General features: G+C 49.4%; 22 protein-coding genes. 4 read left to right on the top strand and 18 right to left on the bottom strand.

Translation table 11 applies throughout. The annotated features are described in order from the left end of the window. Positions 1-43 precede the first annotated feature (43 nt). The 3 genes from AF331_RS03465 to AF331_RS03455 form a co-directional block, all read right to left on the bottom strand. Positions 44-331: a CotD family spore coat protein gene (locus AF331_RS03465; RefSeq protein WP_053426774.1), complete on the bottom strand. Its 288-nt coding sequence runs from the start codon at positions 329-331 to the stop codon at positions 44-46. A 333-nt stretch (positions 332-664) separates the two neighbouring features. Continuing rightward, entirely contained in the window at positions 665-1,888 is a 1,224-nt protein-coding gene (locus AF331_RS03460; RefSeq protein ID WP_053426773.1) for a ribonuclease H-like domain-containing protein, read from the bottom strand. An 11-nt stretch (positions 1,889-1,899) separates the two neighbouring features. Continuing rightward, the gene (locus AF331_RS03455; protein WP_053426772.1) at positions 1,900-4,164 is read right to left on the bottom strand and encodes a DEAD/DEAH box helicase; all 2,265 of its coding nucleotides are present in this window, start codon (positions 4,162-4,164) and stop codon (positions 1,900-1,902) included. Between the two features lie 164 nt (positions 4,165-4,328). On the opposite strand from AF331_RS03455, the gene AF331_RS03450 reads away from it, so the two are divergent. After that, positions 4,329-4,781, top strand: a complete 453-nt coding sequence (locus AF331_RS03450; protein ID WP_053426771.1) for an Hsp20/alpha crystallin family protein — start codon at positions 4,329-4,331, stop codon at positions 4,779-4,781. Positions 4,782-5,036: 255 nt separating this feature from the next. Here the strand turns inward: AF331_RS03450 and AF331_RS03445 are convergent, their stop codons facing one another. Further along, complete coding sequence (locus AF331_RS03445) at positions 5,037-5,483, bottom strand: YppG family protein (RefSeq protein ID WP_053426770.1); 447 nt, start codon at positions 5,481-5,483, stop codon at positions 5,037-5,039. A 225-nt stretch (positions 5,484-5,708) separates the two neighbouring features. On the opposite strand from AF331_RS03445, the gene yppF reads away from it, so the two are divergent. Beyond that, positions 5,709-5,879 (top strand): YppF family protein, encoded by a 171-nt coding sequence (gene yppF, locus AF331_RS21720; RefSeq protein WP_079516278.1) that lies wholly within the window; start codon positions 5,709-5,711, stop codon positions 5,877-5,879. Between the two features lie 68 nt (positions 5,880-5,947). Here yppF and AF331_RS03440 read toward each other — a convergent pair whose 3' ends face one another. From AF331_RS03440 to AF331_RS03430, 3 genes are all read right to left on the bottom strand, one after another. Continuing rightward, positions 5,948-6,304 carry a YppE family protein gene (locus AF331_RS03440; protein ID WP_053426769.1) on the bottom strand — a complete coding sequence of 119 codons (357 nt, stop codon included), beginning with the start codon at positions 6,302-6,304 and terminating at the stop codon, positions 5,948-5,950. Between the two features lie 94 nt (positions 6,305-6,398). After that, a complete protein-coding gene (locus AF331_RS03435) occupies positions 6,399-6,608 on the bottom strand; it encodes a hypothetical protein (RefSeq protein ID WP_053426768.1) in 210 nt (69 codons plus the stop codon). 324 nt (positions 6,609-6,932) lie between these two features. Continuing rightward, positions 6,933-7,937, bottom strand: a complete 1,005-nt coding sequence (locus tag AF331_RS03430; RefSeq protein WP_152915528.1) for a DUF2515 family protein — start codon at positions 7,935-7,937, stop codon at positions 6,933-6,935. A 114-nt stretch (positions 7,938-8,051) separates the two neighbouring features. On the opposite strand from AF331_RS03430, the gene recU reads away from it, so the two are divergent. Both recU and AF331_RS03420 read left to right on the top strand, forming a co-directional pair. Continuing rightward, positions 8,052-8,660 (top strand): Holliday junction resolvase RecU, encoded by a 609-nt coding sequence (gene recU / locus AF331_RS03425; protein ID WP_053426767.1) that lies wholly within the window; start codon positions 8,052-8,054, stop codon positions 8,658-8,660. Between the two features lie 104 nt (positions 8,661-8,764). Next, on the top strand, positions 8,765-11,485 hold the full coding sequence (locus AF331_RS03420) for a penicillin-binding protein 1A (protein WP_053426766.1): 2,721 nt from the start codon (positions 8,765-8,767) through the stop codon (positions 11,483-11,485). 19 nt (positions 11,486-11,504) lie between these two features. Here AF331_RS03420 and AF331_RS03415 read toward each other — a convergent pair whose 3' ends face one another. The 11 genes from AF331_RS03415 to panB form a co-directional block, all read right to left on the bottom strand. Continuing rightward, a complete protein-coding gene (locus AF331_RS03415; protein ID WP_053426765.1) occupies positions 11,505-11,930 on the bottom strand; it encodes a YpoC family protein in 426 nt (141 codons plus the stop codon). Further along, positions 11,927-12,583 (bottom strand): endonuclease III, encoded by a 657-nt coding sequence (gene nth / locus AF331_RS03410; protein ID WP_053426764.1) that lies wholly within the window; start codon positions 12,581-12,583, stop codon positions 11,927-11,929. Before nth ends, AF331_RS03415 begins: the two co-directional genes overlap by 4 nt. Before the next feature lie 107 nt (positions 12,584-12,690). Further along, positions 12,691-13,401, bottom strand: a complete 711-nt coding sequence (locus AF331_RS03405; RefSeq protein WP_053426763.1) for a DnaD domain-containing protein — start codon at positions 13,399-13,401, stop codon at positions 12,691-12,693. Positions 13,402-13,534: 133 nt separating this feature from the next. After that, positions 13,535-14,827 (bottom strand): asparagine--tRNA ligase, encoded by a 1,293-nt coding sequence (asnS, locus tag AF331_RS03400; protein WP_053426762.1) that lies wholly within the window; start codon positions 14,825-14,827, stop codon positions 13,535-13,537. 112 nt (positions 14,828-14,939) lie between these two features. Further along, the gene (locus AF331_RS03395) at positions 14,940-16,124 is read right to left on the bottom strand and encodes a pyridoxal phosphate-dependent aminotransferase (protein WP_152915566.1); all 1,185 of its coding nucleotides are present in this window, start codon (positions 16,122-16,124) and stop codon (positions 14,940-14,942) included. Between the two features lie 23 nt (positions 16,125-16,147). Beyond that, positions 16,148-16,624 carry a cell wall elongation regulator TseB-like domain-containing protein gene (locus AF331_RS03390; protein WP_152915527.1) on the bottom strand — a complete coding sequence of 159 codons (477 nt, stop codon included), beginning with the start codon at positions 16,622-16,624 and terminating at the stop codon, positions 16,148-16,150. Positions 16,625-16,637: 13 nt separating this feature from the next. After that, a complete protein-coding gene (locus AF331_RS21715) occupies positions 16,638-16,808 on the bottom strand; it encodes a YpmA family protein (RefSeq protein WP_079516288.1) in 171 nt (56 codons plus the stop codon). A 176-nt stretch (positions 16,809-16,984) separates the two neighbouring features. Next, positions 16,985-19,768 carry an ATP-dependent DNA helicase DinG gene (gene dinG / locus AF331_RS03385; RefSeq protein ID WP_053426759.1) on the bottom strand — a complete coding sequence of 928 codons (2,784 nt, stop codon included), beginning with the start codon at positions 19,766-19,768 and terminating at the stop codon, positions 16,985-16,987. Between the two features lie 131 nt (positions 19,769-19,899). Beyond that, entirely contained in the window at positions 19,900-20,283 is a 384-nt protein-coding gene (gene panD / locus AF331_RS03380) for an aspartate 1-decarboxylase (RefSeq protein WP_053426758.1), read from the bottom strand. After that, positions 20,276-21,139: a pantoate--beta-alanine ligase gene (gene panC / locus AF331_RS03375; RefSeq protein WP_053426757.1), complete on the bottom strand. Its 864-nt coding sequence runs from the start codon at positions 21,137-21,139 to the stop codon at positions 20,276-20,278. The genes panD and panC overlap by 8 nt, the downstream gene beginning before the upstream one ends. Then, positions 21,136-21,975, bottom strand: a complete 840-nt coding sequence (gene panB, locus AF331_RS03370) for a 3-methyl-2-oxobutanoate hydroxymethyltransferase (RefSeq protein ID WP_053426756.1) — start codon at positions 21,973-21,975, stop codon at positions 21,136-21,138. The genes panC and panB overlap by 4 nt, the downstream gene beginning before the upstream one ends. Positions 21,976-21,999 lie beyond the last annotated feature (24 nt).

The raw sequence follows: 21,999 nt of genomic DNA, 5'->3' as shown, positions 1-21,999 counted from the left end.
GGTATAGGGAAATGAGCCGATCAGGTGCCTATCGTTCATTCATTTAAAATCCGAATGGCCGCGGCCGTGGGCCGAATCCAGGGCCGAATCCCGGTCCGCCTGGTCCGCCCATCCCCCCACCGCAGTTGAACTGCTGGTTGGATACATTGTCCACCATTGAATTGGTATGAGGGAAGTAGTGTTTGTGCTGATAGTTCACATGATTCACCGTTGTGGTATGCACGGGATGGATATGGGGTACCTCCAGGGTCGTGAAGGTGTGATTCACACAGCACTTCGTCGGGTGCATGACGGCCGGAAGGACTTGGTTTGGTCTTGGTCTACAGTACATCGTGACATGATCTCCTTTCATCTCATGGTGTCTACACTAACAACCTATGATGAATCGGAGCCACGGGTACTGATGCATTTACCTATTTTAAATCAGTTGGCACTGTAAAGGGTTCCAGAGAAATTGGAAAACACGAAAGCCGTCAGTCCGATCACGACAAAAAACAACAAGAGAATAGCTCGGTTCAATCTTCATCATCCTATCCGAAAAATTTCATCACAATGTATTATTTTACATCTACATTAGAAAATTCTCAATATTCCCGGATGAAATTTTTCGAAGCTTTTCACTGGGAATTTTTTCACGTTACCAACACCCCGTCATCCCTCCTGCTTACTGCTTCTCCATTTTCCGGAGGAGCCTGTCGATCCGGTGCTGAAGGTGGTCGGATTCCCTTCCTTCCCGGACCAAAGGGACAGCACGCTCTGCGTATTGCTTCGCACGATCCAGATCTTTGAACCTATGCTCATGGAGCTTGGACAGTTCGATGTAGGCCGCTTTTTGCCATTTTGCCGGAGCCTCTTCACCGATCCTCCCCCAAAGCTTGGCCGCCTGTTCAAAATCCTTCTCCTTCTTCAATTCGAGCGCGAGAAGATGCAGGGCTTGGTCATTTCCCTCATCCCCCTCATCCACGATCTTCTGAAAAAGGGTCCTCGCCCTCTCCTTGTTTCCTGTGTACTGAAGCCATCTGCCGACTTCGAAGGATTCGGGCTCACCCGGATTCAGGAGAGTGAGAGAGAGGTGGGCATACAAGGTGATGAGGGACAGGATATCGAGTTCATTATGTTCGAGAACCTTGAAGATCCCCTCAGGATCCCTCCTCTCCACATAATCAAAGTAGATCATCGGCGCCAAATAGCCGGGAACATCGTCCTTGCGATGAAAACCAAGTACCTCCTTCTCGACATTCACGAGTTTCACAGATCCAAGCCTTTCTTTGAACAGGCGCCTGGAGCCGTGGTAGAGGTCAAAGTGACCGAAGGACGGAAGTTTGGGAACGTGCTCCCTGATCAGGGTATGACGCGTTTTCACCTGAGGCCAGTCGAATGCTTTCCCGTTATAGGTGACAAGGGTCGTGTAATCGACCTTTGATAGAAAACTATGATAGAGGGGGATCTCACTCCCCGGACGTGGAAGTACATGCTGGGTGACAACGACTTCCGATTCTGTGATGCGAGCATGACCAAGGAGGAAAATCGTATTGCCTGCCCCACCGCCCAATCCCGTCGTCTCCGTATCAAAAAAGAACAGATCCTGCGGTGAAAGGCCTCTGGCGGACAAGGGATGCTCCCCATCAAAATCTTGCCAAGCCTTCACTGCCCTTACAGCATCCCTGAAGGAATAGCTTCCGTGGATGTGATCCAGGGGGTACCTCTTTTCCCTGACGATGCAATAGTCCTCATCCAGGACATATGGTGCTGCCCCGATCGCTCCCCATTGATCTGCGTGGGGAAGGGCATCTTCCGGAAGCTCGTTCAACGGGGCCTTATCAACCGGTTCAGCCTCCTCACGGATAATATGCTTTTTCATCCGATTCAGCTTATTCTTGAGTGACATTCTTTCACCTCCTATGCGAGGAACAGCTCGAATAATTTCAGCGTATCCGTCTTGGCCGTTTCCAACGAGTGCTCGGTCCCTATGCAGGATGGGCAGCCTGTTTCACACGGACATCGTTCCACCATGTTCTTCGTTTCGTTTAGTACTTCTTCGACCTGGTCGTATACTTTTTCGCTCAGTCCCACCCCTCCAGGGTAGCGGTCGTAAATAAAGATCGTCGGTCTTTCATTGTGAGCCGCCTTGATCTGGGGTACGACGAAGATGTCGCTCGGATCGCACATCACATAAAGGGGGACGATGGCTTTCAAGCTTTCCGCCGCCCCGATCAAGCCTTCCTCCAGCCGCTCCTGTGACAATCCTGTATCGTCCTTGAGTGAAATCCAACTGGAACTTGTGTGCATCTCTTCTTCCGGAAGATGGATCGGTCCCGATCCGATGTTTTCATGTGTATCGAACTTTATTTTTTTGAAGATGGTGGCCATGGCGCGCACCATGACATCACCGAATGCCGCTTCCCAGGAGCCTGATTCCCTCTCCTTGTCCTGTTCAAGGACACTCAGTTCAACGGCAAGATTCGCATCCGTATAGTAATCGACGTCCACTTCGCGAACAAACGCCTTCTTCTCATCCCAGTCCAGGAACTCCACTTGATACTGTATGCCCTGATGAAGATAGATTGCTTCATCGTGAAGGAGGGTCATAGCCGAGAAACGATCCATCTCCCCGATCACCTTCACGGCCGCCACGTTCGTCTGGTCGACGATGATGACGTTCTCCTGTGAGGCAGAGCGCAAGCTGATGTTATGAGCAGGGAATGCGTCGTTCATCCAGTACCACTTGCTTCCGTTTTTGTGGACGACCCTTTCTTCTGCAAGGAATTCCATCATATCCTCGACATCGAGCCCGCCGAATGTATCATCTTCCTTGAATGGAAGTTCGAAGGCCGCGCATTTGATGTGGTCCACCAGGATGATGAGATTATCAGGATTGATCCTGGCGGTTTCAGGCGTCTGGCCGAAGAAATATTCAGGATGATCGACGATGAACTGATCCAGGGGGCTAGAGCTTGCCACCATGATCACGAGTGACTCGCCGTGGCGTCTTCCGGCACGTCCCGCCTGCTGCCAAGCGCTTGCGATCGTTCCCGGATACCCCGTCATGATGCAGACCTGCAACTGTCCGATGTCCACACCGAGCTCAAGGGCATTGGTGCTGACAACCCCATAGATATCACCTGACCTCAAGCCTTTTTCAATCTCTCGCCTCTGAGTGGGTAGATATCCCCCGCGGTAGCCTCGTATCGACTTTGCGCCGAGCTCACCTTTCACAAGCTCTTGAAGATACGTGAGGATGATTTCCACCCGGACACGGCTCCGTGCGAAGACGATCGTCTGGATCTTATTCTTCAGGAGCTCCCCCGCAAGCCTCCTGACCTCTAACGTCGCACTTCTTCTTATATTAAGCGGTTTGTTGACGATGGGAGGATTATAGAACACAAAATGCTTCCTACCCGAAGGAGCCCCATTGTTATCTACAAGGGCCATCTCCTCTCCCGTCAGTCCTTCTGCAAGCTCTTTTGGATTCGCAATCGTTGCGGATGTACAGATGAAGGTCGGGTTTGAACCATAGTACGCACATATCCTTTTCAACCTGCGGATCACATTCGCCACATGGGATCCGAACACCCCCCTGTAGATATGGAGTTCATCGATCACCACGTACTTCAGGTTCTCAAAAAGGGACACCCATTTTGTATGATGGGGAAGGATGGCGGAATGGAGCATATCAGGATTGGTGATGACGATGTGACCCGCCTTCCTGACTTTTTGACGGATATTTGCCGCTGTGTCTCCGTCATAGGTATAACTATTGATGGCAGCGCCCGTTTCAGAAATGATTTCGTTCAGCTCACTCTTCTGGTCCTGGGCCAGTGCCTTCGTCGGGAAGATATACAGGGCCCTTGAATCGGGATTTTCCATGACCGATTGGAGGACGGGAAGATTGTAGCAGAGCGTCTTACCGGATGCTGTTGGTGTTACTGCCGTGAAACTTTGACTTGCCTGTGCGTGATCAAATGCCGATCGCTGGTGCGTGTAGAGGTTGCCGATCCCCCGTACTTCAAGTGCATGCCTGATGCGGTGATCTAGGCTCTCTGGAAAATCCACTGTGTCTGCCTGCTTTTCTTCTATAGTATGCCAATGGCCGATCTGATCGCTGAACCGTTCATCGGTCTTTAATTGTTGAATGAGTTGTTGCAGATTGCTTTTTCGAAACATCTTGTTCACCTCACCTCCTATTTTAGCGAATCTATGTTCGAATACAAAGGAAAAAATATGGGGGATGACTTTCCTTCACCACGAGCATGCCCAAAAGTTCATTCACATCGTGTGGGCTTTCGTCATACACTGGATGCAAAAGGCATGGCGAAAGGGGAATCAAGATGGATAAACAACCAAAACATCCATTCGGCTTCGGAAATCTTATGAATTCCATGAATCAATTCTTCCACGAAAAGCCGATGAAAGGAATGCTCCAAAGCATTGATGAGTTTTTCTCCTCCTCCCAGAATCCCTGGGGTTCCTTCCCTGTGGCCCTGGAGGAGCGGACCGATTGCTTCGTCGTCACCGCTGAGGTCCCAGGAATCAAAAAAGAGCAAATCGAGCTCGACATCTTCCCTGAATATATGACCATCAACATCACCAGAATCGAAGAGTTCACTGAAGACAATCAACCCAATCGCACGTTCAGCTATCAAAAGTCCACCTCGCGTAGCAGCAGGAGCATCGCTTTTCCGGGCACGATCGATGGGGTGGGACAAAAAGCTTCCTTGGCAGACGGCATCCTCACTGTCATCCTGAAAAAAGACACTGGCAACAGACTCCGGATCGAATGACGAAAGAGGCTGGAACAAACGTGTTTCAGCCATAGTAAAACCCGAAATCAATTGCCCACGATCAGGCAAATGATTTCGGGTTTTTACATTGTTTCATGGACATTACGATAAAGTATTTCCGGCGGTTGATCGGAGTGCGAGACGTAGACCACTGCAGGATAAGTAGGATCCTGCAGGCACGTAAGAGGTTAACGGCCACCTTGCGCGGAAATCAAGAATGGTATAATCTCGTCCGTCATGAAATGGTGCTTTATTCTACTTCAAAAATGCCCCGAATCCCTTCACCAGGGAAGACACCTGGTTGATCGCCCCCATCATTTGACTGCCGGTATTCATCATTTTATTCAGATCGAATTTGCCATCCTGTGATTTGAACGAATTCAGCATACCACCCATTCCCCCGGAAGAAGGCTTCGCCATGAATTTCGCCTTCGGATAGGGATTGGCATACCCTTGTTGGGAAGCATAGGCCTGATACGGATTGTATTCCTTTGACTGCAGCGGATTATCGAAATACGGATTCGAATAATAGGTTTGTGACGGCATTTGTGAATAAGGCATCATTTGATGGACCGGTTCTTGAGGGGGAAGCTGTTGCTGAAAGGGATCCATCCCGAGATTCGGAAGTCCCCCGTATGGATTCTGCCCATACGCGGGATGCATGTATGGATGAGCTTGCCTTTGGTGATGGTGTGGATACATATGAACCCTCCCGTTCGATTTCATCATTTAGTACACCATATGACACTTCAGGCAAAATGGTGAAAACACCCAGGAGGTCAGATTTTTCGACAATCATTGTCGATAGTTACACTATTCTTACAACTCAAATCCACCGTCTTCCCATGATAGAATTGTGTCAGGAATCCTCTGTGGTATCACGCGGGGATCGAGCCTGTTGAAAAGACGGTAAAGGGAGGAAACACAATGAGTTTAAATGAATTGATTCAATGCTACAAGACGAGTAAACACGACGATGCAGCCAATCACCTCGACCTTCTGACCATGGCCAAAAAACTTTATATTTCCAATGAAATCACTTTTCAACATTATAAGGAGCTCATCAGAGACCTTGAGCCGACAATGGACCATCAATAAATAGAACGAACAAAAAAATCCGGGGCCCCGTTTGATGGGGTCCCGGATTTTTCAGGTACATCTTCCCTTCAATCCTTCCTCAGTTCATGGAGCTGTGTCCCCAGCACATAGGAAACAGATTGATAATGACTGATGAATCGATTATAGCTTGATTCCGGGAAGAAACAGTGAACCGAAAGCATTTCGATATTATCGTACGTATTGGAAATTTGCGGAAGATGAAGGTGTTTCGGCCTGGACGTGGCCACCCATTCCTCAGATAAAGACCTCCACTGATCGTTCAAGCTTTTGACCTTATCGGCGTAGGGTTTTACATCCCGGTAAAAATCCCCTTTCTCCCCACTTTCCCTTCTTCGTTTGTATTCTTCTATCATAAAACCTGCTTCAGTGAGCAGGCTATCCGTTACACCGATCAACTTGTCCATCGACGAATCCCCCAGGTTCAAAATAAAAAGCAGCCTAAACCAAGGCTGCTTCATTACAGTCATTTTATGATGTCTTCATGGATAATTCAAGCTTTTACACTGCAAATGATGAGGACGGACGGCGGATGTCCCTGATCCCTTCACATCGATCCAGCTGATTTTCAACCTTCTGCACCTCGATGTGGAAACTGTCGACTCTATCCTGCTTCTCGATCCGGATCCGGTCATACAAATTTTGTTCCAACTGATTAAGACTTTCCTCGATCTCGGCAAGCTTTAACATGATTTCCTGTTTCTGATGCATAATGGGGTCCTCCCAGCATTTTGATTTACTAAGAGTATTCTCCCTTTTGAAGACATCCCCTTCCCCTCTGACAAAACTAGAAGCGATTCGGCAAAGATAGTGGGCAACAGACAAGGCTTCGACATGATTGAATAAAAGGTGATCCCACACTTCATACTAGGGATGGAGGTGGAAAACATGAAAAAGCAAACGAAAGATCCCAAGCAACAGGAATCCAAGCAAAATGCTGCTAAAGGGAATCCTAAACTTACTGGGCCGGACCGCCCTTCCACTTAATAGAAGAATGACGAAGACCCGCAGGCTGAAGCCCGGGTCTTCGTCTATTCATGACATCCATCTCAATGGGGGGAATAGCTTCTTCATGCATTTAGCGAGGCCGTTCATTCTCATCAGCTGCTTTTCCTTATGTACGAACCAACTTTTGATCTCCACTTCTGAGGGGAGATCAACGGGATCGAACCATTCGTTCTTGACCGATCTGCCTTTCGACCAGTCCCTCTTCCCTCTCAAATGATGGGGAACTTCACCGTATACACTCCGGAGCTCGGGCGACGATGAACCGGTCGTCCCTTCTGCATATTCCCTTCGTGACCCCTTCGGTTCAACCATATCTGCCCATTTCTTGATATCGGTAAAGTGATCGCTGTGGAAAAGGATGCGATACAGCTTCTTTCCCAGAAGGATCCTGTTGTCCAAGTCCCTGAACCCATGTACACTAGCTCCATAAAGGCGCCCATCAAGGGTCGGGAAGATCACCGAGCTGAAGTGGAGGCGGTCTTCCACTAAAAATAGCGGGGATGTAAAGACCCTGCGATACACGGGATCAAGGATCACAGGTTCCTGGATCAAATTTTGTTCGTTGATAATCAGCGCCGTCACGAGTCGGTCAAGATCCCGGTGCTCCCAAAAGTAGATCCACTCTGCCTTCATGAAAGAAGAGACCTGCAACTCATCGAGGAGATGAAACATCCCCTTCCCCGCCCGCACCGAATAATGGTAGACGAGAAGCTGGGGATAGGCATCTTCAAAGATCGTCCAATTGGCCCGTTCATACGTCATGAACAGGCCATTCCTGCGCCTCCGGGAAAGAAGATCACCGAGGATCCCTCCTTTGAGGTCAGTCATATTCCATCCGGCATTCCTCGATACGAGTGATGCCAGCAGAGACCATCTGACTTCACGGTGCAAGTCAAAGAAGCCTTGATAGGCCTTCGTCCGCGAGATATTATCCTTATTGTGATCACGTACCTGGGCGCGTATCATCATGATCCAATAGCGAAGAGGTTTATCCTCTCCGATAGAGGGTATATTCGGATAGATTCTTTTCATCTGATCCTCCCCGAATCCTTAATATATCTAGGGTGAGGAGATTTGTAATGATTTATTCACACAAAGTCGGGGACTTTCTGGTATGATATAGATTAGTCTGCGAGGTGTATTACCATGAAATTCCATTATCCGAATGGAAAGAAATATGTGGAACCGGAACGACCCTCAAAAAAACCCGGGGCTAAACCGAAACAAGTAACGTATGGCAACAGGGGGATGACACTCGAAGAAGATATCAATGAAACCAATCTGTATTATCTGGCACAAGGGAAGGCAGTCATTCATAAAAAGCCCACACCTGTGCAAATCGTCGATGTCCTCTACCCTTCAAGAAGCGCCGCAGTCATCAAGGAGGCCTATTTCAAGCAGCCTTCCACGACGGACTACAACGGTGTCTTCAAGGGCAGGTACATCGATTTTGAAGCCAAAGAAACCAAAAACAGTACGTCCTTCCCTCTCAAAAACTTCCATGAACATCAAATTACCCACATGGAAGACGTTTATAAACATGACGGGATCACCTTCGTCCTCCTTCGCTTCTCGGCGACGGAAGAAGTGTTCCTGCTTCCCTTCCCTTCTCTCCATGCCTATTGGAAGAGGATGTTGGACGGTGGACGCAAATCCATCACCAAGGAGGAAATCGAGCGCGACGGGACAAGGATACGCCTTGGACTCCATCCAAGGGTCGACTACCTAAAAATAGTCCAAGAGTTATATTTTTAGCTCTATGAAAATGAGTTAATCTATATTTTGTCTTCTTCCATGTTGTATATTTCAAAACGTGGACAATACTAAAATAGACAGAAGATTGAAAGCGAGGAACCAAAATGGCTGGTGAGTACAAATCCAGAGAAGAAAAACGCCTTGCCCAGCAGAAACAAAAGCCCTCAGGTAAAAAAGGGAAGAAACGTTCGCTGTTCAAGCGTGTCATTTTAACATTATTCGTCATCGGAATCATCGGGATGATCGCAGGAGGCGGGCTGTTCGCCTATTACGCCTCAAGTGCCCCGGACCTTGATGAGAAATTATTGAAAGATCCGATTGCTTCGGAAATCTTCGACATGAACGGTGATCTCATCACCACGGTCGGAAAGGAAAAGCGTGAATACGCCAACTTCGAGGATATTCCCAAGGTGATGCAGGACGCGGTCCTCGCCACAGAGGATAACCGTTTCTACAAGCATCACGGGATCGACCTCATTCGCCTTGGAGGAGCCGTCATGGCCAATATTACGGGCGGCTTCGGTTCCGAAGGTGCCTCCACGATCACACAGCAGGTGATCAAAGGCTCATTCCTGAATCCCGAGAAGACGTTGAAACGTAAAGCACAGGAAGCATGGCTCGCCATCAAACTCGAGCAGGATTACACGAAAGAAGAAATCTTCGAGATGTACTTCAACAAAGTATATATGTCTGATGGCATCAACGGGATGGCTACAGCAGCAGATTATTACTACGGCAAAGATGTCAAGGATATCAAGCTGAATGAGGCTGCGGTCATTGCCGGTCTTCCTCAAAGTCCTAATAACTACAATCCGTTTAAGCACCCCGAGGCTGCAGAGAAGCGACGGAACATCGTCCTCTCCCTTATGGCCCAGCATGGAAGAATAACGGAAAAACAAAAAGAAGAAGCACAAAAGATCCCGATCACGGAAGGCCTTGTGTCAGAAAAGGATCGTGCCAATCGGAACGATAATAAATACCCTGCCTTTGTCGATGCAGTAATCGAAGAAGTCGAAGACATGGGCGATTACAACATCTATTCAGATGGACTGAAGGTCTATACGACGGTCGATCCGAAAGCACAGGATCGCGTGGAAGAAATCCTTGCAGGTGAAAACACATCCTTCACCTATCCTGAAAAATACGACCAGCCGATGCAGGCCGGCATCACCCTCCTTGACACAAAAACCGGTGAAATCCGTGCCATCGGAGGAGGACGTGAACAGGATAAAAACGTACAGCGTGGATTCAACTATGCAACCGACATCAAACGCCAACCGGGCTCCACGATCAAACCGCTGATCGACTATGCCCCGGCCGTTGAATACTTGAAATGGTCCACATATCATATCCTGGATGATGAACCATACAAATATTCCGACGGAACGGAACTGAACAACTACGATGGACAATTCAAAGGACCGATCACCATGAGGGAAGCCCTCTGGGATTCGCGGAACATCCCGGCCCTGAAGGCATTCCAGGAAGTCGGACCGGAAAAAGCCGAGGATTTCGTGAATGGACTCGGATTGAATTTCGACCATTACTATGAATCTGCCTCCATCGGCGGTGTATCACCTGGGGTCAACTCCGTCCAAATGGCTGGTGCGTATGCTGCCTTCGGTAATGAAGGTGTCTATACGAAACCTCATGCCATTCAAAAACTGGTACTCCGTGACGGAGAAACGGAAGTCAAACCTGATATCAAGCCAAAAGCCGCCATGAAAGAATATACGGCTTACATGATTTCTGATGTCCTGAAAAGCGTCATCGATAACCCAAGGGGTACAGGACTGTACGCGAAAGTACCGGGGCTTCCGATGGCAGGTAAATCAGGGACCACCAACTATTCACAGAAAGATCGCGAGAAGCTCGGTATCCCGAAAGCCAATGCTCCGGATTCATGGTTCGTCGGGTATACGACCAACTACACGGCGGCTGTCTGGACAGGGTACGAAAAACAATCCAACTCCCTCGACCCGACCGACAGGCATATCGCCCAGTATATCGTGAGTGACTTGATGAGTTCCGTACATGAAGGCGTCGACACGGCAGACTTCAAAAAACCGAACTCCGTTGTCGAATCGAAAGTCGAAATGGGAAGCAACCCTGCAAGACTCCCTAGCGATTATACGCCTGATGACCGCATCATCACGGAACTGTTCGTACGCGGTACAGAACCGTCCAAAGTCTCGTCAGAATTCGATAAGATCGATGCACCTAGCGGACTGAATGCAAAATACGATGATAAGAAACAGTCCATCAAGCTATCGTGGGATTATAAGAAAAAGAAAGACGTCAAGTTCGAGGTCTCCGTTTCAATCAACGGAGAATCGAAACAAACCTTGACAACCACGGATAAAAAAGGCTTGAATGTCGATAACATACAAGGCGACGGTACGTATGCATTCGAAGTCGTCGCCATCTCTGGCGGTCAGCGAAGCGACCCTGCTTCCACAAGCGTGACAGTGAGCGGCAACGACGAAGAAGACCAAGCAGAAGAACCGGAAGATCAACCCGATGACAATGCCGACGACGGCAATACCGAGAATCCGGACACCCCTGGGAATGAAGATGACCAGGACAACGGAGGAGATAACGGGAACGGGAATGACAATGGAAATGGAAACGGAAATGGAAATGACAACGGGAACGGCGGAGGAAACGATAACGGCTCCGATAATGGAGACGGCGGCACCCCTCCAGGTGATGAGAATCCTCCGGCTGAGGGTGACGGAGATCAAGGAGGTACCGATACCGAGCCACCAAGTGACGGTGGTACGACAGACGGTACCCAAGATCAAGCCCCTTCACCTGCCCAATAGAAAAAAGCAGCGAGTACGTCTACTCGCTGCTTTTTTTTATGGATTTCATCGCCCTATCCTTCGCATATCTCTTCCATTGTTCTTCAAAAAGCTCCTGCAGCTGCAGGAAGGAATGAGCAAGTCTTGGGTTCTCCTGGATGAAAGTCAGCCGGTCCACGACGTTGTGGGGCTTCAACTCCAGCCGCTCCACCGCCTTCTGCCAATCGGACAGATCGACCTCAGATCCATTACTCCAGAATAAAAGCTGATGGAACCATAGGATCGCCCTTCCCATTTCATCTGCCGATGAGGCATCACGCGTCTTGAACAGGGTGGAAATCAGACCCTTGCCCTCTTCCCAATTCTGATAGGCCTCTTCTGGATGAAAGCTATTTCCTCCGTCGTCTGGAATCTTATGTGCTTCCGAACAGTATTTATCCGGCTGCCCTTCTGCCCTATCCTTCATCCCCTCACCTTTTTCTTCATCCGCTTCTGCCCTTCCCTGCATAAATCAAGCAGAGGACAAATATCACACTGAGGAGACTGCGCCTTGCAGTGGTAGCGACCGAAGAAAATCAGGCGGTGATGCGTTTCGCTCCATTCTTCACGGGGAATCTTGCGCATGAGCGTCTTCTCGACTTCGAGGACGCTGTCCTTCCAGCGGCATATACCCAGACGCTTACTGACTCTCTCCACGTGGGTATCCACGGCCAGGGCCGGTACACCGAAGGCGACGGAGACGACAACATTCGCTGTCTTCCTTCCTACTCCCGGCAGCTTCACAAGCTCTTCGTGTTCTCTCGGGACCTCCCCCCCATACTCCTCAAGAAGGATTTCACAGAGGCTGCGGATGTTCTTCGCTTTGTTCCGGTACAGTCCGATGGACCTGATATCCTGCTGGAGCTCTTCCAATGTGACGGCCAAATAGTCCTCAGGTTCCTTGTATTTCTGAAAAAGATTCTTTGTCACTTTATTGACCAGTACATCTGTACACTGTGCAGAGAGCAGCACGGCTATGACGAGCTCGAAAGGATTGTCATGGACGAGTTCACAATGGGCCTCCGGGTACATACCTCTCATTTCATCCAGGCATATGGCAATCTGTTTATTGTTCAGCAATGAAATACATCCTCCTTTTCACGTGTGGGGGGGGTAACCTTACTCAGTAATGCCCCTCCCCTATGCGTTTGAAAAAAGACCGGCCACGATGGCCGGTCTTTTATACCCTATTGCTCCAACCAGTTATAAAAGGGAACCGACTTGCGCTTCCCTTCGGATTTCATTTCCTTCGGTGCAACCGCTTTTTGATGCGGGCGGAAGCGCTGACTCTGATTCCGGGCATCTTCGATGGTCTTCACGCCGTTTTTCTTCCATTCGAATAAAATGCGGTCGATATATCGAAAATTAAGTTTACCGGAGATGACAGACTCCCTCAGGGCCGCCTTGATAATGGTTGGATTATGTTCATCCTGATCCAGCCACATGGCAAGGGTCTCGCATTCCAGGGGAGACAGGGGACGAGAAAATTCTTGTTCGAACACGGAATAGATATCCGCTTCTTCCTCCATCGCCTGAACGGTCTGCTCCCTCTTGCTATCCTGAATGATATGGTCCGTCAATTTACTCCAAAGGGGCATCAGGCTGTACCGTTCGAAAAGGATGCCCTCCGGGGAAGCTCCTTCTTCGATCCCGAGGAATTGATGTTGGATCAGTTTCCTCAAAAGGGAAGAACAGTGTTCAGCACTTAAGGTCATGCTTTCGGAAAGGTCAGTGGGTGTAGGGAACTGATTCCCCTTATCCAGATGCCTGTAGATATTGAGTAATAGGACAAGCTCGGTTTCATTCAATCCGAGAGCTTGATAGTGTTTCAATAATAAATGGGGGATGTTCAATGTCCCTTCTTCAATCCAGGACAACATCAATCGTTTATGATCCATAGTACTAACACCTCCTAACCAGTATATCATGGCTACGGGTCATTTTCTGCTATTACAGGGTGTTTTTCTTTTCCATAAGCCCTTCAAAAAAAAGAAGACCATCCCGTGCATCATGCACAGGACGGCGTTTTACTTACGGATATAGACGATTCAACAGACGTGGGAACGGGATGGTTTCCCTGACATGCTCCACGCCGCTGATCCATGCAACGGTCCGCTCCAGACCAAGTCCGAATCCTGAATGGGGAACTGAACCGTACTCCCTCAATTCAAGGTACCATTTGTATGCATCCGTCGCGAGATCGTGTTCTTCGATGCGCTGCTTCAACAGTTCGGCATCGTGGATCCGTTCTGATCCACCGATGATTTCCCCGTATCCTTCCGGTGCGATCAGATCGGCGCACAGGACAACATCATCGCGGTCTGCATCCGGCTGCATATAGAACGGCTTCAATGAAGTCGGGTAGTGCGTGATGAAGACCGGTTTATCGTAACTTTCGGCAATGGCCGTTTCATGAGGCGCACCAAAATCATCGCCCCAAGTGATATCATCGAATCCTTTTTCGTGAAGGAGCTTGATGGCATCATCATAGGAGATGCGTGGGAATGGAGCTTTGATCTGTTCAAGCTTGCTTGTGTCACGTCCAAGACGCTCTAGCTCAAGCTTACAGTTCTCAAGCACACTCTGCACGATATAGGACACGTACTGTTCCTGTACTTCGAGGTTTTCATTGAATGTTACAAAAGCCATTTCCGGTTCAATCATCCAAAACTCGATGAGATGACGTCGGGTCTTCGATTTTTCAGCACGGAATGTCGGTCCGAATGAGAAGACTTTCCCAAGGGCCATGGCCGCAGCTTCCATATACAGCTGACCACTTTGAGAAAGATAGGCGTCCTCATCGAAGTATTTCGTTGCGAATAGTTCAGTCGTTCCCTCCGGTGCACTTCCGGTCAGGATCGGTGGATCCACTTTCACGAATCCTTCTTTATTGAAGAATTCATACGTTGCCCTGATGATTTCATTCCGAACTTTCATCACGGCGTGCTGCTTGCGTGAGCGCAACCACAGATGACGGTGGTCCATAAGGAACTCTGTCCCGTGTTCCTTCGGTGTGATCGGGTAATCAACGGCTTCATGGATCACTTCGACGTCCTTCACCTGAAGTTCATATCCGAAAGGTGAACGTTCGTCTTCCGTGACGACACCTGTCACATAGAGAGACGTTTCCTGGGTAAGAGACTTGGCCTTTTTGAAGATTTCCTCTTCGACTTCAGCCTTGACGACGACACCCTGGATGAAGCCGGTACCGTCACGCAGTTGTAGAAAAGCGATCTTGCCGCTTGAACGTTTGTTGGCGAGCCATGCACCAATGGTCACTTCTTCCCCAACAAAACGATTAACTTGAGATATTGTGGTTTTCACGATTTTTTCCCTCCAAAAACTTATACACTTATGTATCGTACCCTATTATACCTTCCTGATCATCACGTCGCAACAGATTGGGAAAAAGAGCCCCTTCAAGAGGGGCCGTTCCTTACTTGCTGCGCTCTACGACGAATGTATGAATCCGTTTCAGTGCTTCCTCCAAGGAATCCAGGCTGGTCGCGTAAGACAAACGGATGTTATCAGGTGATCCGAATCCGGAACCTGGGATCACGGCCACTTTCGCTTCCTCAAGGAGGGCCTTCGTGAAGGCGTCCACATCTTCATAGCCTGTCTGCTCTGCCGCATTCTTGACATTGGGGAAAAGGTAGAATGCCCCTTGAGGCTTGATGCACTTGAATCCCGGGATGGCATTGAGCTTCTCGAATAGGATGTTCAGTCTCTCTTCGAATGCCTGCCTCATATGTTCAACAGGTGCTTGATCCCCCTCGTATGCCGCGATGGCTCCGTATTGGGAGGTAGTGGTCGGATTTGAAGTCGAGTGGCTTGCCAGATTGGTCATCGCCTTGATGATCGTTGCATCGCCCGCTGCGTAACCGATCCTCCACCCTGTCATGGAGTGTGATTTCGACACTCCGTTGATGACGATGGTTTGAGCCTTGAGATCCGGTGATAGTTGGGCAATGGAGATATGCTTATTCCCATCATATACAAGCTTCTCATAGATTTCATCAGATACAATGAGTACATCATGCTTGATGCACGCCTCACCGATTGCACGCAGTTCTTCTTCGGAGTACAGCATCCCTGTCGGATTGCTCGGGGAATTGAGGATGAGGGCTTTTGTCTTGGATGAAAGCACTTCTTCAAGCTGCCCTGACGTGATTTTATATTCGTTTTCCTCTTTTCCCTCGACCATCACCGGAACACCTCCGGCGAGCTTCACCTGTTCCGGGTAGCTCACCCAGTAAGGCGTCGGGATGATGACTTCGTCCCCTTCATCAAGGAGTACCTGGAACAAGGTATAGAGGGCGTGCTTCGCACCGCTTGTCACGATGACTTCACCGGGGCCATACTCGAGTCCCTGGTCAGTCTTGAATTTTTGGATGATGGCTTCCTTGAGGGCTGGAGTACCGCCTGAAGGGGTGTACTTGGTCTGACCGCCGATCATCGACTCATGTGCCGCATTGATGATATGGTCAGGGGTGTTGAAGTCGGGTTCACCCGCTCCAAGTCCGATCACATCGATTCCCTGCTGCTTCATCTCTTTCGCCTTGGCCGTGATGGCCAGTGTTGTGGAAGGTGTTAGTGCACTTACTCTTTGAGCTAATGAAATGTTCATCGTGACTCACTCCTGTATTATAGATTCTCTATTTTTTTCCACCATTCTCCATTGGAGAACAGCATATAGAAATAATTCAGTTGTTCCTGATCATCTAGGTATGTGATTTCCCAGACGGGGCCGACGGATTCGTAGCCAAGCCTGACGGAAAGAAACTCCTTGGGCTCGATCTCACTTCTGAGCTTTTTGACAGCCTCTTCCTTCGAGATGCCACCGTCCCAGTCCCTCTCGATGATTTTCCCTTTACCTTCAGGAACCCATGCGACCTTTTTCTTGCCGCCATCATCTTTACCGATGATGACAGAATATGCTTTGGTTCCGTTATAGAAGCTTGTGTCCTCGATTTTGGTGATGCCTGTTTCTTCTTTGACGCGGTCGATTGCCGCCTCCGATTGTTTATGAAGCGGGCTTCGTGAATTTTTATAAATCAAGAAGGCCGAAGTGCCGCCGATGAGCACAAAGGCTATCACGATTATCGTTATCCATTTTTTCATCATCATCACTCTTTTATGTACGATAGATTGTTAGTACTGCCACCTGCTGATCTTCCGGATCAAGTGCAAGGCCAAACATATAGTCGTCTTTCTTCAACGTCCTGTTCAATTCGTCTACCACTTTATAAAGGTTATCTGTATAGTCGATCCGAAGGGTAGATAAAATCTCAATCTTGCTTTCCATGATGTTCCTCCTTCATCGATTGGTTTGTTACATTCTACACACATTATAACAACATTTCTCCATTGTGTAATCGCAGAATATAAAAACTTCACTCCTTCTTTTCAAGACACTTCATGGATGCGGCTTCCGTTCACCGCAATCCGGCCTCTTCCCCGGTGGCTTCCTTATCACCGGGTTCAAAGCCAATCTTCAATCTGATCGATGAGTTCGAACAGATCTCCTTCCTGAACAGGCATATCCGGGATCGATTCCAGGAACGCCTTCCCGTACCTTGTCGATATGATGCGCCGATCATAGACGATGATGATCCCCCTGTCACTGCTCCTTCTGATAAGCCTTCCGATCCCTTGTTTAAAACGGATGATGGCTTCGGGGAGTGAGAGGGCCGAAAATGCATTTTTTCCAGCCGCCTTGAGGATTTCCGCCTTTGCCTGTGTGACCGGCTCATCGGGAGGGGAGAATGGAAGGCGCACCATGGCCAGGCATGATAGGTCCTCACCAGGTATGTCGACCCCTTCCCAGAAGCTGCTTGTGCCGAAGAGGATTGCTTTATCGAATCGCTGAAAATTCTTTGTCAGTCTCGTTCGGCTTCCCGACGTGATCCCCTGGGCCATCAGGACATACTCTTCAAGGATCCCCGAATCCTTCATAAGCTCATACGTCTTCCGGAGCATGTCGTACGAGGTGAAGAGGATGAGCATCCTCCCCTTCGTCGCCTGTGCCACTCCGATCAGATGGGAGCTGATGGACTCGATGTATTCTTCATTGGTCACCTGCTGGATTTCCGGTACATCCGAAGGGATGAACAACCTCGTAGCTTCCCGGTAGTCGAATGGTGAAGGGAGTCGGAGAGTGCCGGCTCCCTTCAGCCCGATTTCCTGCAGGAAGAAATCAAATGAATCACTGACCGTAAGCGTCGCCGATGTGAGGATGACACTTTCCTTTTTGACAAATACTTCATCCCGGAGTTGATCTGACACCGTCACGGGCTGACCTTGGATGGTCAGGGAATTGGGCAGTGATCTTGTATCCCCTTCAAGCCAGATGACATACTCATCCAACGCTCTGAGGAAGAGGGTGGAGAGTCCGGAATACAGTTCATTCCAATCAAGCAGGAACGAGAAGAATTCCTCGATGAAGGCTTTTTCAGGATCGCTGAGCTTGATTTTCTTTTCCTTTACGGTATCAAGCACCTTCCTGAATTGTCCTTCGATCGTTTTCATATGGGAAACGACCCTTTCGATGATCATCCTGACGGGCATCCATTGCCTGCTTTTCTTCACATCTTCCGTCAGGCGCCATTGGATCTTGTTGACGCCGGATCGCTTTTTGGACTGCTTATAAAATGTCGAAGCAAGCACCGTGAACGCTTCTTCGAGTTCTCTATAAAAGTCCGTGATGAGACGGTCCATCTCAAAGGGGTGGAGTTCCATAGAGACCGAATGGTTGGCCAACAGTTCATCAAGACGCTTATACAGCTGGTGATGGTCCAAGGATCCGAGCTGGGAAACCGTGAATTTAATGGAAGGGTAGTCCATCATGATCCCAAGATGCTGCCTTGCAGCCTTTTCCAGATGATGAGCCTCATCGATCACCAGATAGTTGAAGTCGGGGAGCATCTTTTTCTCCATTTTCACATCGGTCAGAAGCATGGAATGGTTGGTGATGATGAGATCAGCCTCCAGTGCCTCCTTCCTTGCAGAAAGGTAGAAGTCCTTCGACACCCACGGATCTTTGTGATGAGGCAGATGCCATCCGTCCTGCTTCAAGCGGTTCCAGAACAATTGTCCGCCCGAGCTCAGATTGAGTTCGCTCATATCTCCGGTTTCAGTCCTTGTAAGCCAGACAAGAATCTGCATTTTCGTCAATGCAGCATCATACTGCGCTTCGTCTTCCCTCAGGGACTGCTCGAATTTGAACAGATTGATATAATGATTTTTCCCCTTCAGAAGGACCGTTTTGAACGGAAAGGGAGCGATGGCTTCCAGTCGCTTGATTTCCTGCTGGAGAAGCTGCTCCTGGAGCTGGATCGTATATGTACTGATGACCACCCTTTCCCCCTTGCGGATTGCAAAGTCGAGGCTTGGCCATAGATAGCCGAGGGATTTCCCTACCCCCGTTCCCGCTTCGATCACCATGTTTTTGGATAGATGAAAAGCGTCCGTGATGCTTTCCATCATATCCAGCTGTGCACCCCTCCGTTCATAATGGGGGACGGTCCTCTTCAGGAGCTCCTCTATTCCTTCTCCCTCGTCAGCTTTCCCTGTGGAGATCTTCAGACTTCCCTTTTTCCTGATGGCCAGGCCCCGGTGGACCTCAAGACCTTCCGGAAGATCCTCGATCCTCTCATATTTGTCATGGAGGATCTGCTCAAAGATCAAATAGAGATCACTCTTCAGATGATCGGAAAGCTTCCTTAGCTTTTCCAGTGTCACCAAGGGCAATCCATTGAGGGTATCGATGAAGTATAAAAGGATCTCCGCTGTGACGTAGGCATCACTGTCGGCCTGATGAGGTCTCACATGACTGACATCAAGGGTGCTTGACAGCTCGGATAGTTTAAAGCTATCTGCCGAAGGGAACGCGACTTTTGCCAATTCCACCGTATCGACAGACGGACCGTCAAACGGTACATACCCGCTTTCTTCAAACTCCGCCTGTAGAAAGGATAGATCGAAATTGACATTATGGGCAACAAACACCGCCCCTTCAAGAATCTTATGGACCACAGGGGCGATTTCGTCAAAGGCCGGGGCATCCTGCACCATTTCATCATTGATGCCGGTCAACTCCTCGATGAATGCCGGAATCGGCTTGCCCGGCGAAACAAAGCTCGTATATTGGTCGGTAATCTTACCGTTTTCGATCGTGACTGCCGATAGTTGAATGATCCGTTCCCCTCTCTTAGGGGAATTACCGGTCGTTTCGAGATCGACGACTACAAATTTCAATGGATCCATCTTCTTCACTGCCTTCGTTTAATCACTACACGTTATCTTCAACAGTGTACCACAATCCATTCACCTCGAGCCACCATGCGGGCATAAGAAAAGAGGGATGATCCCGGGATCTCCCTCTTTCGTGTTCACTGTCAAAAGATCGTTGCTTCCGGTTCAGTACCGAGCATTTCCACGATGGTGTTATTCTCATCCATGATCGCCACTTTCGGCACATGACGGGTAATGTGTTCTTCCCCGATGAGCTTATAGGAGACGATGATCACGATATCCCCCTCCTGAACCTTCCGAGCAGCTGCTCCATTCAGGCAGATGACACCACTCCCACGCTTACCGGGGATGATATAGGTTTCCAGGCGTTCTCCATTGTTATTATTGACCACTTGGACCTTTTCATTTGCCACCATCCCCACTGCGTCAAGGATCTCCTCATCAATCGTGATGCTGCCCACATAATTCAAATTCGCTTCCGTCACGCGGGCCCTGTGGATCTTCCCGCTCATCATTGTCCTAAACATGTTTATCCTCCTCTGAGACTGTGATAATCATATTATCAATCAACCTTGCCTTCTCGTATTGGACGGCGAGTGCTACGATGATTTCCCCATCCCACTCTTCCACCGGGCACAGTCCAGGGTAAGAGAGAACTTCGATATAATCGATGACTCCTGACGTCCCTGATTCGATCGTTTCACGTACGAGTGAGATGACTTCTTCAGGTGAACGGGCCCCCTGTTGTATCGCCTTCCGTGCACGCTGCAGGCTATGTTGCAAAACAGGGGCTTCCTCCCTTTCTCGGGTAGAAAGATAGACGTTCCGGGAGCTTTTGGCAAGCCCGTCGCTTTCCCTCATGGTCGGTACCCTGACGATGGTAAGTGGAAAGAAGTAGTCTTTTACAAGTCTCTCCACCACGGCCACCTGCTGGGCATCCTTCAGCCCCATATACACATGGTCCGGCTGTACGATGTGAAATAGTTTTGTGAGGATGGTCACCACACCATCAAAGTGACCCGGCCGTTTCTTGCCGCACATCACGTGCACCCCTTCTGTTACATGAAGGGTGACCGATGCTGTCCCGGCGTATATTTCTTCCGTGCGGGGAAGGAACAGGATATCGACCCCCGCTTCTTCTGCCAGTGCCTTGTCTCTGTCCAGATCCCTTGGGTACCGGTCAAAATCCTCATTCGGTCCAAATTGGGTGGGATTCACATAAATGCTCATCACCACAAGATCAGTCTCTTCCCTTGCTCTCTTTACAAGGGAGAGATGCCCTTCGTGAAGATAACCCATGGTGGGAACGAAGCCGATCCCTGAGCCCTGCTTTTTATGTGTCAGGACGTCTGTCAGCTCCCTGATGTTGTCTATGCATCTCATTTCTGTCCACCACCGTAAAGGCTATTGAGCTCTTCTTCCTTCATCGAGAAGGAGTGCTCATCGTCCGGGAACCTCTTCTCCTTGACATCTTCAATATAGGAAGCAATTCCACCCCTGACAGCACGGGACACGTCCGTATACGATTTGACGAACTTGGGCGTCCTGTCGACTCCGAACAGGACCATGTCATGAAAGACCAGTACTTGCCCATCGGTATCTTTTCCGGCCCCGATCCCGATGACCGGGATGGAGAGGGCTTCGGAGACTTCTTTAGCAATCTGCTTAGGCACGCATTCGAGAACGAGGGCAAAGGCTCCTGCCGCCTCGCACTCCCTGGCATCCCTGATCAGCTTTTCCGCCTGGGAAGCTGTTTTCCCTTGGACCTTATACCCTCCGAGGACCCCGACGGATTGCGGGGTGAGGCCGAGATGGGCCATGACAGGGACCCCGGCAGCCGTAAGGGCATGGATCCGATCGACGACCGTACCCGCTCCTTCGACCTTCACGGCATGGGCCCCGCCTTCCTGCATGAGTTTTGCTGCCGTCTTCAATGTCTCCTCTGTTGAGAGGTGATAGGTCATGAAGGGTAGATCTGTCACCGTGAACGTGTCTGGAGCACCTCTCCTGACCGCTTTCGTATGGTGGATCATATCAGCGGTGGTAACAGCTACCGTTGAATCATATCCGAGTACGACCATACCGAGGCTGTCACCTACCAGAAGCAGGTCGATCCCTGCTTCCTGAGCAAGCTTCGCCGTGGGATAATCATAGGCCGTCAGCATGGAGATCTTTTCTCCGCTTTCTTTCATCTTTAGAAATTGTGTCGTCTGTTTCATAAGTTCCTCCTTCTTTTCAGTCAG

Origin of the sequence: Rossellomorea marisflavi (genome assembly GCF_001274775.1) — a bacterium.
GTDB classification, from domain to species: Bacteria; Bacillota; Bacilli; order Bacillales; family Bacillaceae_B; genus Rossellomorea; species Rossellomorea marisflavi.
The sequence above is the reverse complement of the archived record's forward strand: the minus strand, read 5'-3'. Positions and strand labels throughout refer to the sequence as shown.

Coding starts and splice junctions, on each gene's coding strand:
- AF331_RS03465 (WP_053426774.1), bottom strand. CDS start 331: ATGTACTGTAGACCAAGACCAAACCAAGTCCTTCCGGCCGTCATGCAC.
- AF331_RS03460 (WP_053426773.1), bottom strand. CDS start 1,888: ATGTCACTCAAGAATAAGCTGAATCGGATGAAAAAGCATATTATCCGT.
- AF331_RS03455 (WP_053426772.1), bottom strand. CDS start 4,164: ATGTTTCGAAAAAGCAATCTGCAACAACTCATTCAACAATTAAAGACC.
- AF331_RS03450 (WP_053426771.1), top strand. CDS start 4,329: ATGGATAAACAACCAAAACATCCATTCGGCTTCGGAAATCTTATGAAT.
- AF331_RS03445 (WP_053426770.1), bottom strand. CDS start 5,483: ATGTATCCACACCATCACCAAAGGCAAGCTCATCCATACATGCATCCC.
- yppF (WP_079516278.1), top strand. CDS start 5,709: ATGAGTTTAAATGAATTGATTCAATGCTACAAGACGAGTAAACACGAC.
- AF331_RS03440 (WP_053426769.1), bottom strand. CDS start 6,304: ATGGACAAGTTGATCGGTGTAACGGATAGCCTGCTCACTGAAGCAGGT.
- AF331_RS03435 (WP_053426768.1), bottom strand. CDS start 6,608: ATGCATCAGAAACAGGAAATCATGTTAAAGCTTGCCGAGATCGAGGAA.
- AF331_RS03430 (WP_152915528.1), bottom strand. CDS start 7,937: ATGAAAAGAATCTATCCGAATATACCCTCTATCGGAGAGGATAAACCT.
- recU (WP_053426767.1), top strand. CDS start 8,052: ATGAAATTCCATTATCCGAATGGAAAGAAATATGTGGAACCGGAACGA.
- AF331_RS03420 (WP_053426766.1), top strand. CDS start 8,765: ATGGCTGGTGAGTACAAATCCAGAGAAGAAAAACGCCTTGCCCAGCAG.
- AF331_RS03415 (WP_053426765.1), bottom strand. CDS start 11,930: ATGAAGGATAGGGCAGAAGGGCAGCCGGATAAATACTGTTCGGAAGCA.
- AF331_RS03405 (WP_053426763.1), bottom strand. CDS start 13,401: ATGGATCATAAACGATTGATGTTGTCCTGGATTGAAGAAGGGACATTG.
- AF331_RS03390 (WP_152915527.1), bottom strand. CDS start 16,624: ATGAAAAAATGGATAACGATAATCGTGATAGCCTTTGTGCTCATCGGC.
- AF331_RS21715 (WP_079516288.1), bottom strand. CDS start 16,808: ATGGAAAGCAAGATTGAGATTTTATCTACCCTTCGGATCGACTATACA.
- dinG (WP_053426759.1), bottom strand. CDS start 19,768: ATGGATCCATTGAAATTTGTAGTCGTCGATCTCGAAACGACCGGTAAT.
- panD (WP_053426758.1), bottom strand. CDS start 20,283: ATGTTTAGGACAATGATGAGCGGGAAGATCCACAGGGCCCGCGTGACG.
- panC (WP_053426757.1), bottom strand. CDS start 21,139: ATGAGATGCATAGACAACATCAGGGAGCTGACAGACGTCCTGACACAT.
- panB (WP_053426756.1), bottom strand. CDS start 21,975: ATGAAACAGACGACACAATTTCTAAAGATGAAAGAAAGCGGAGAAAAG.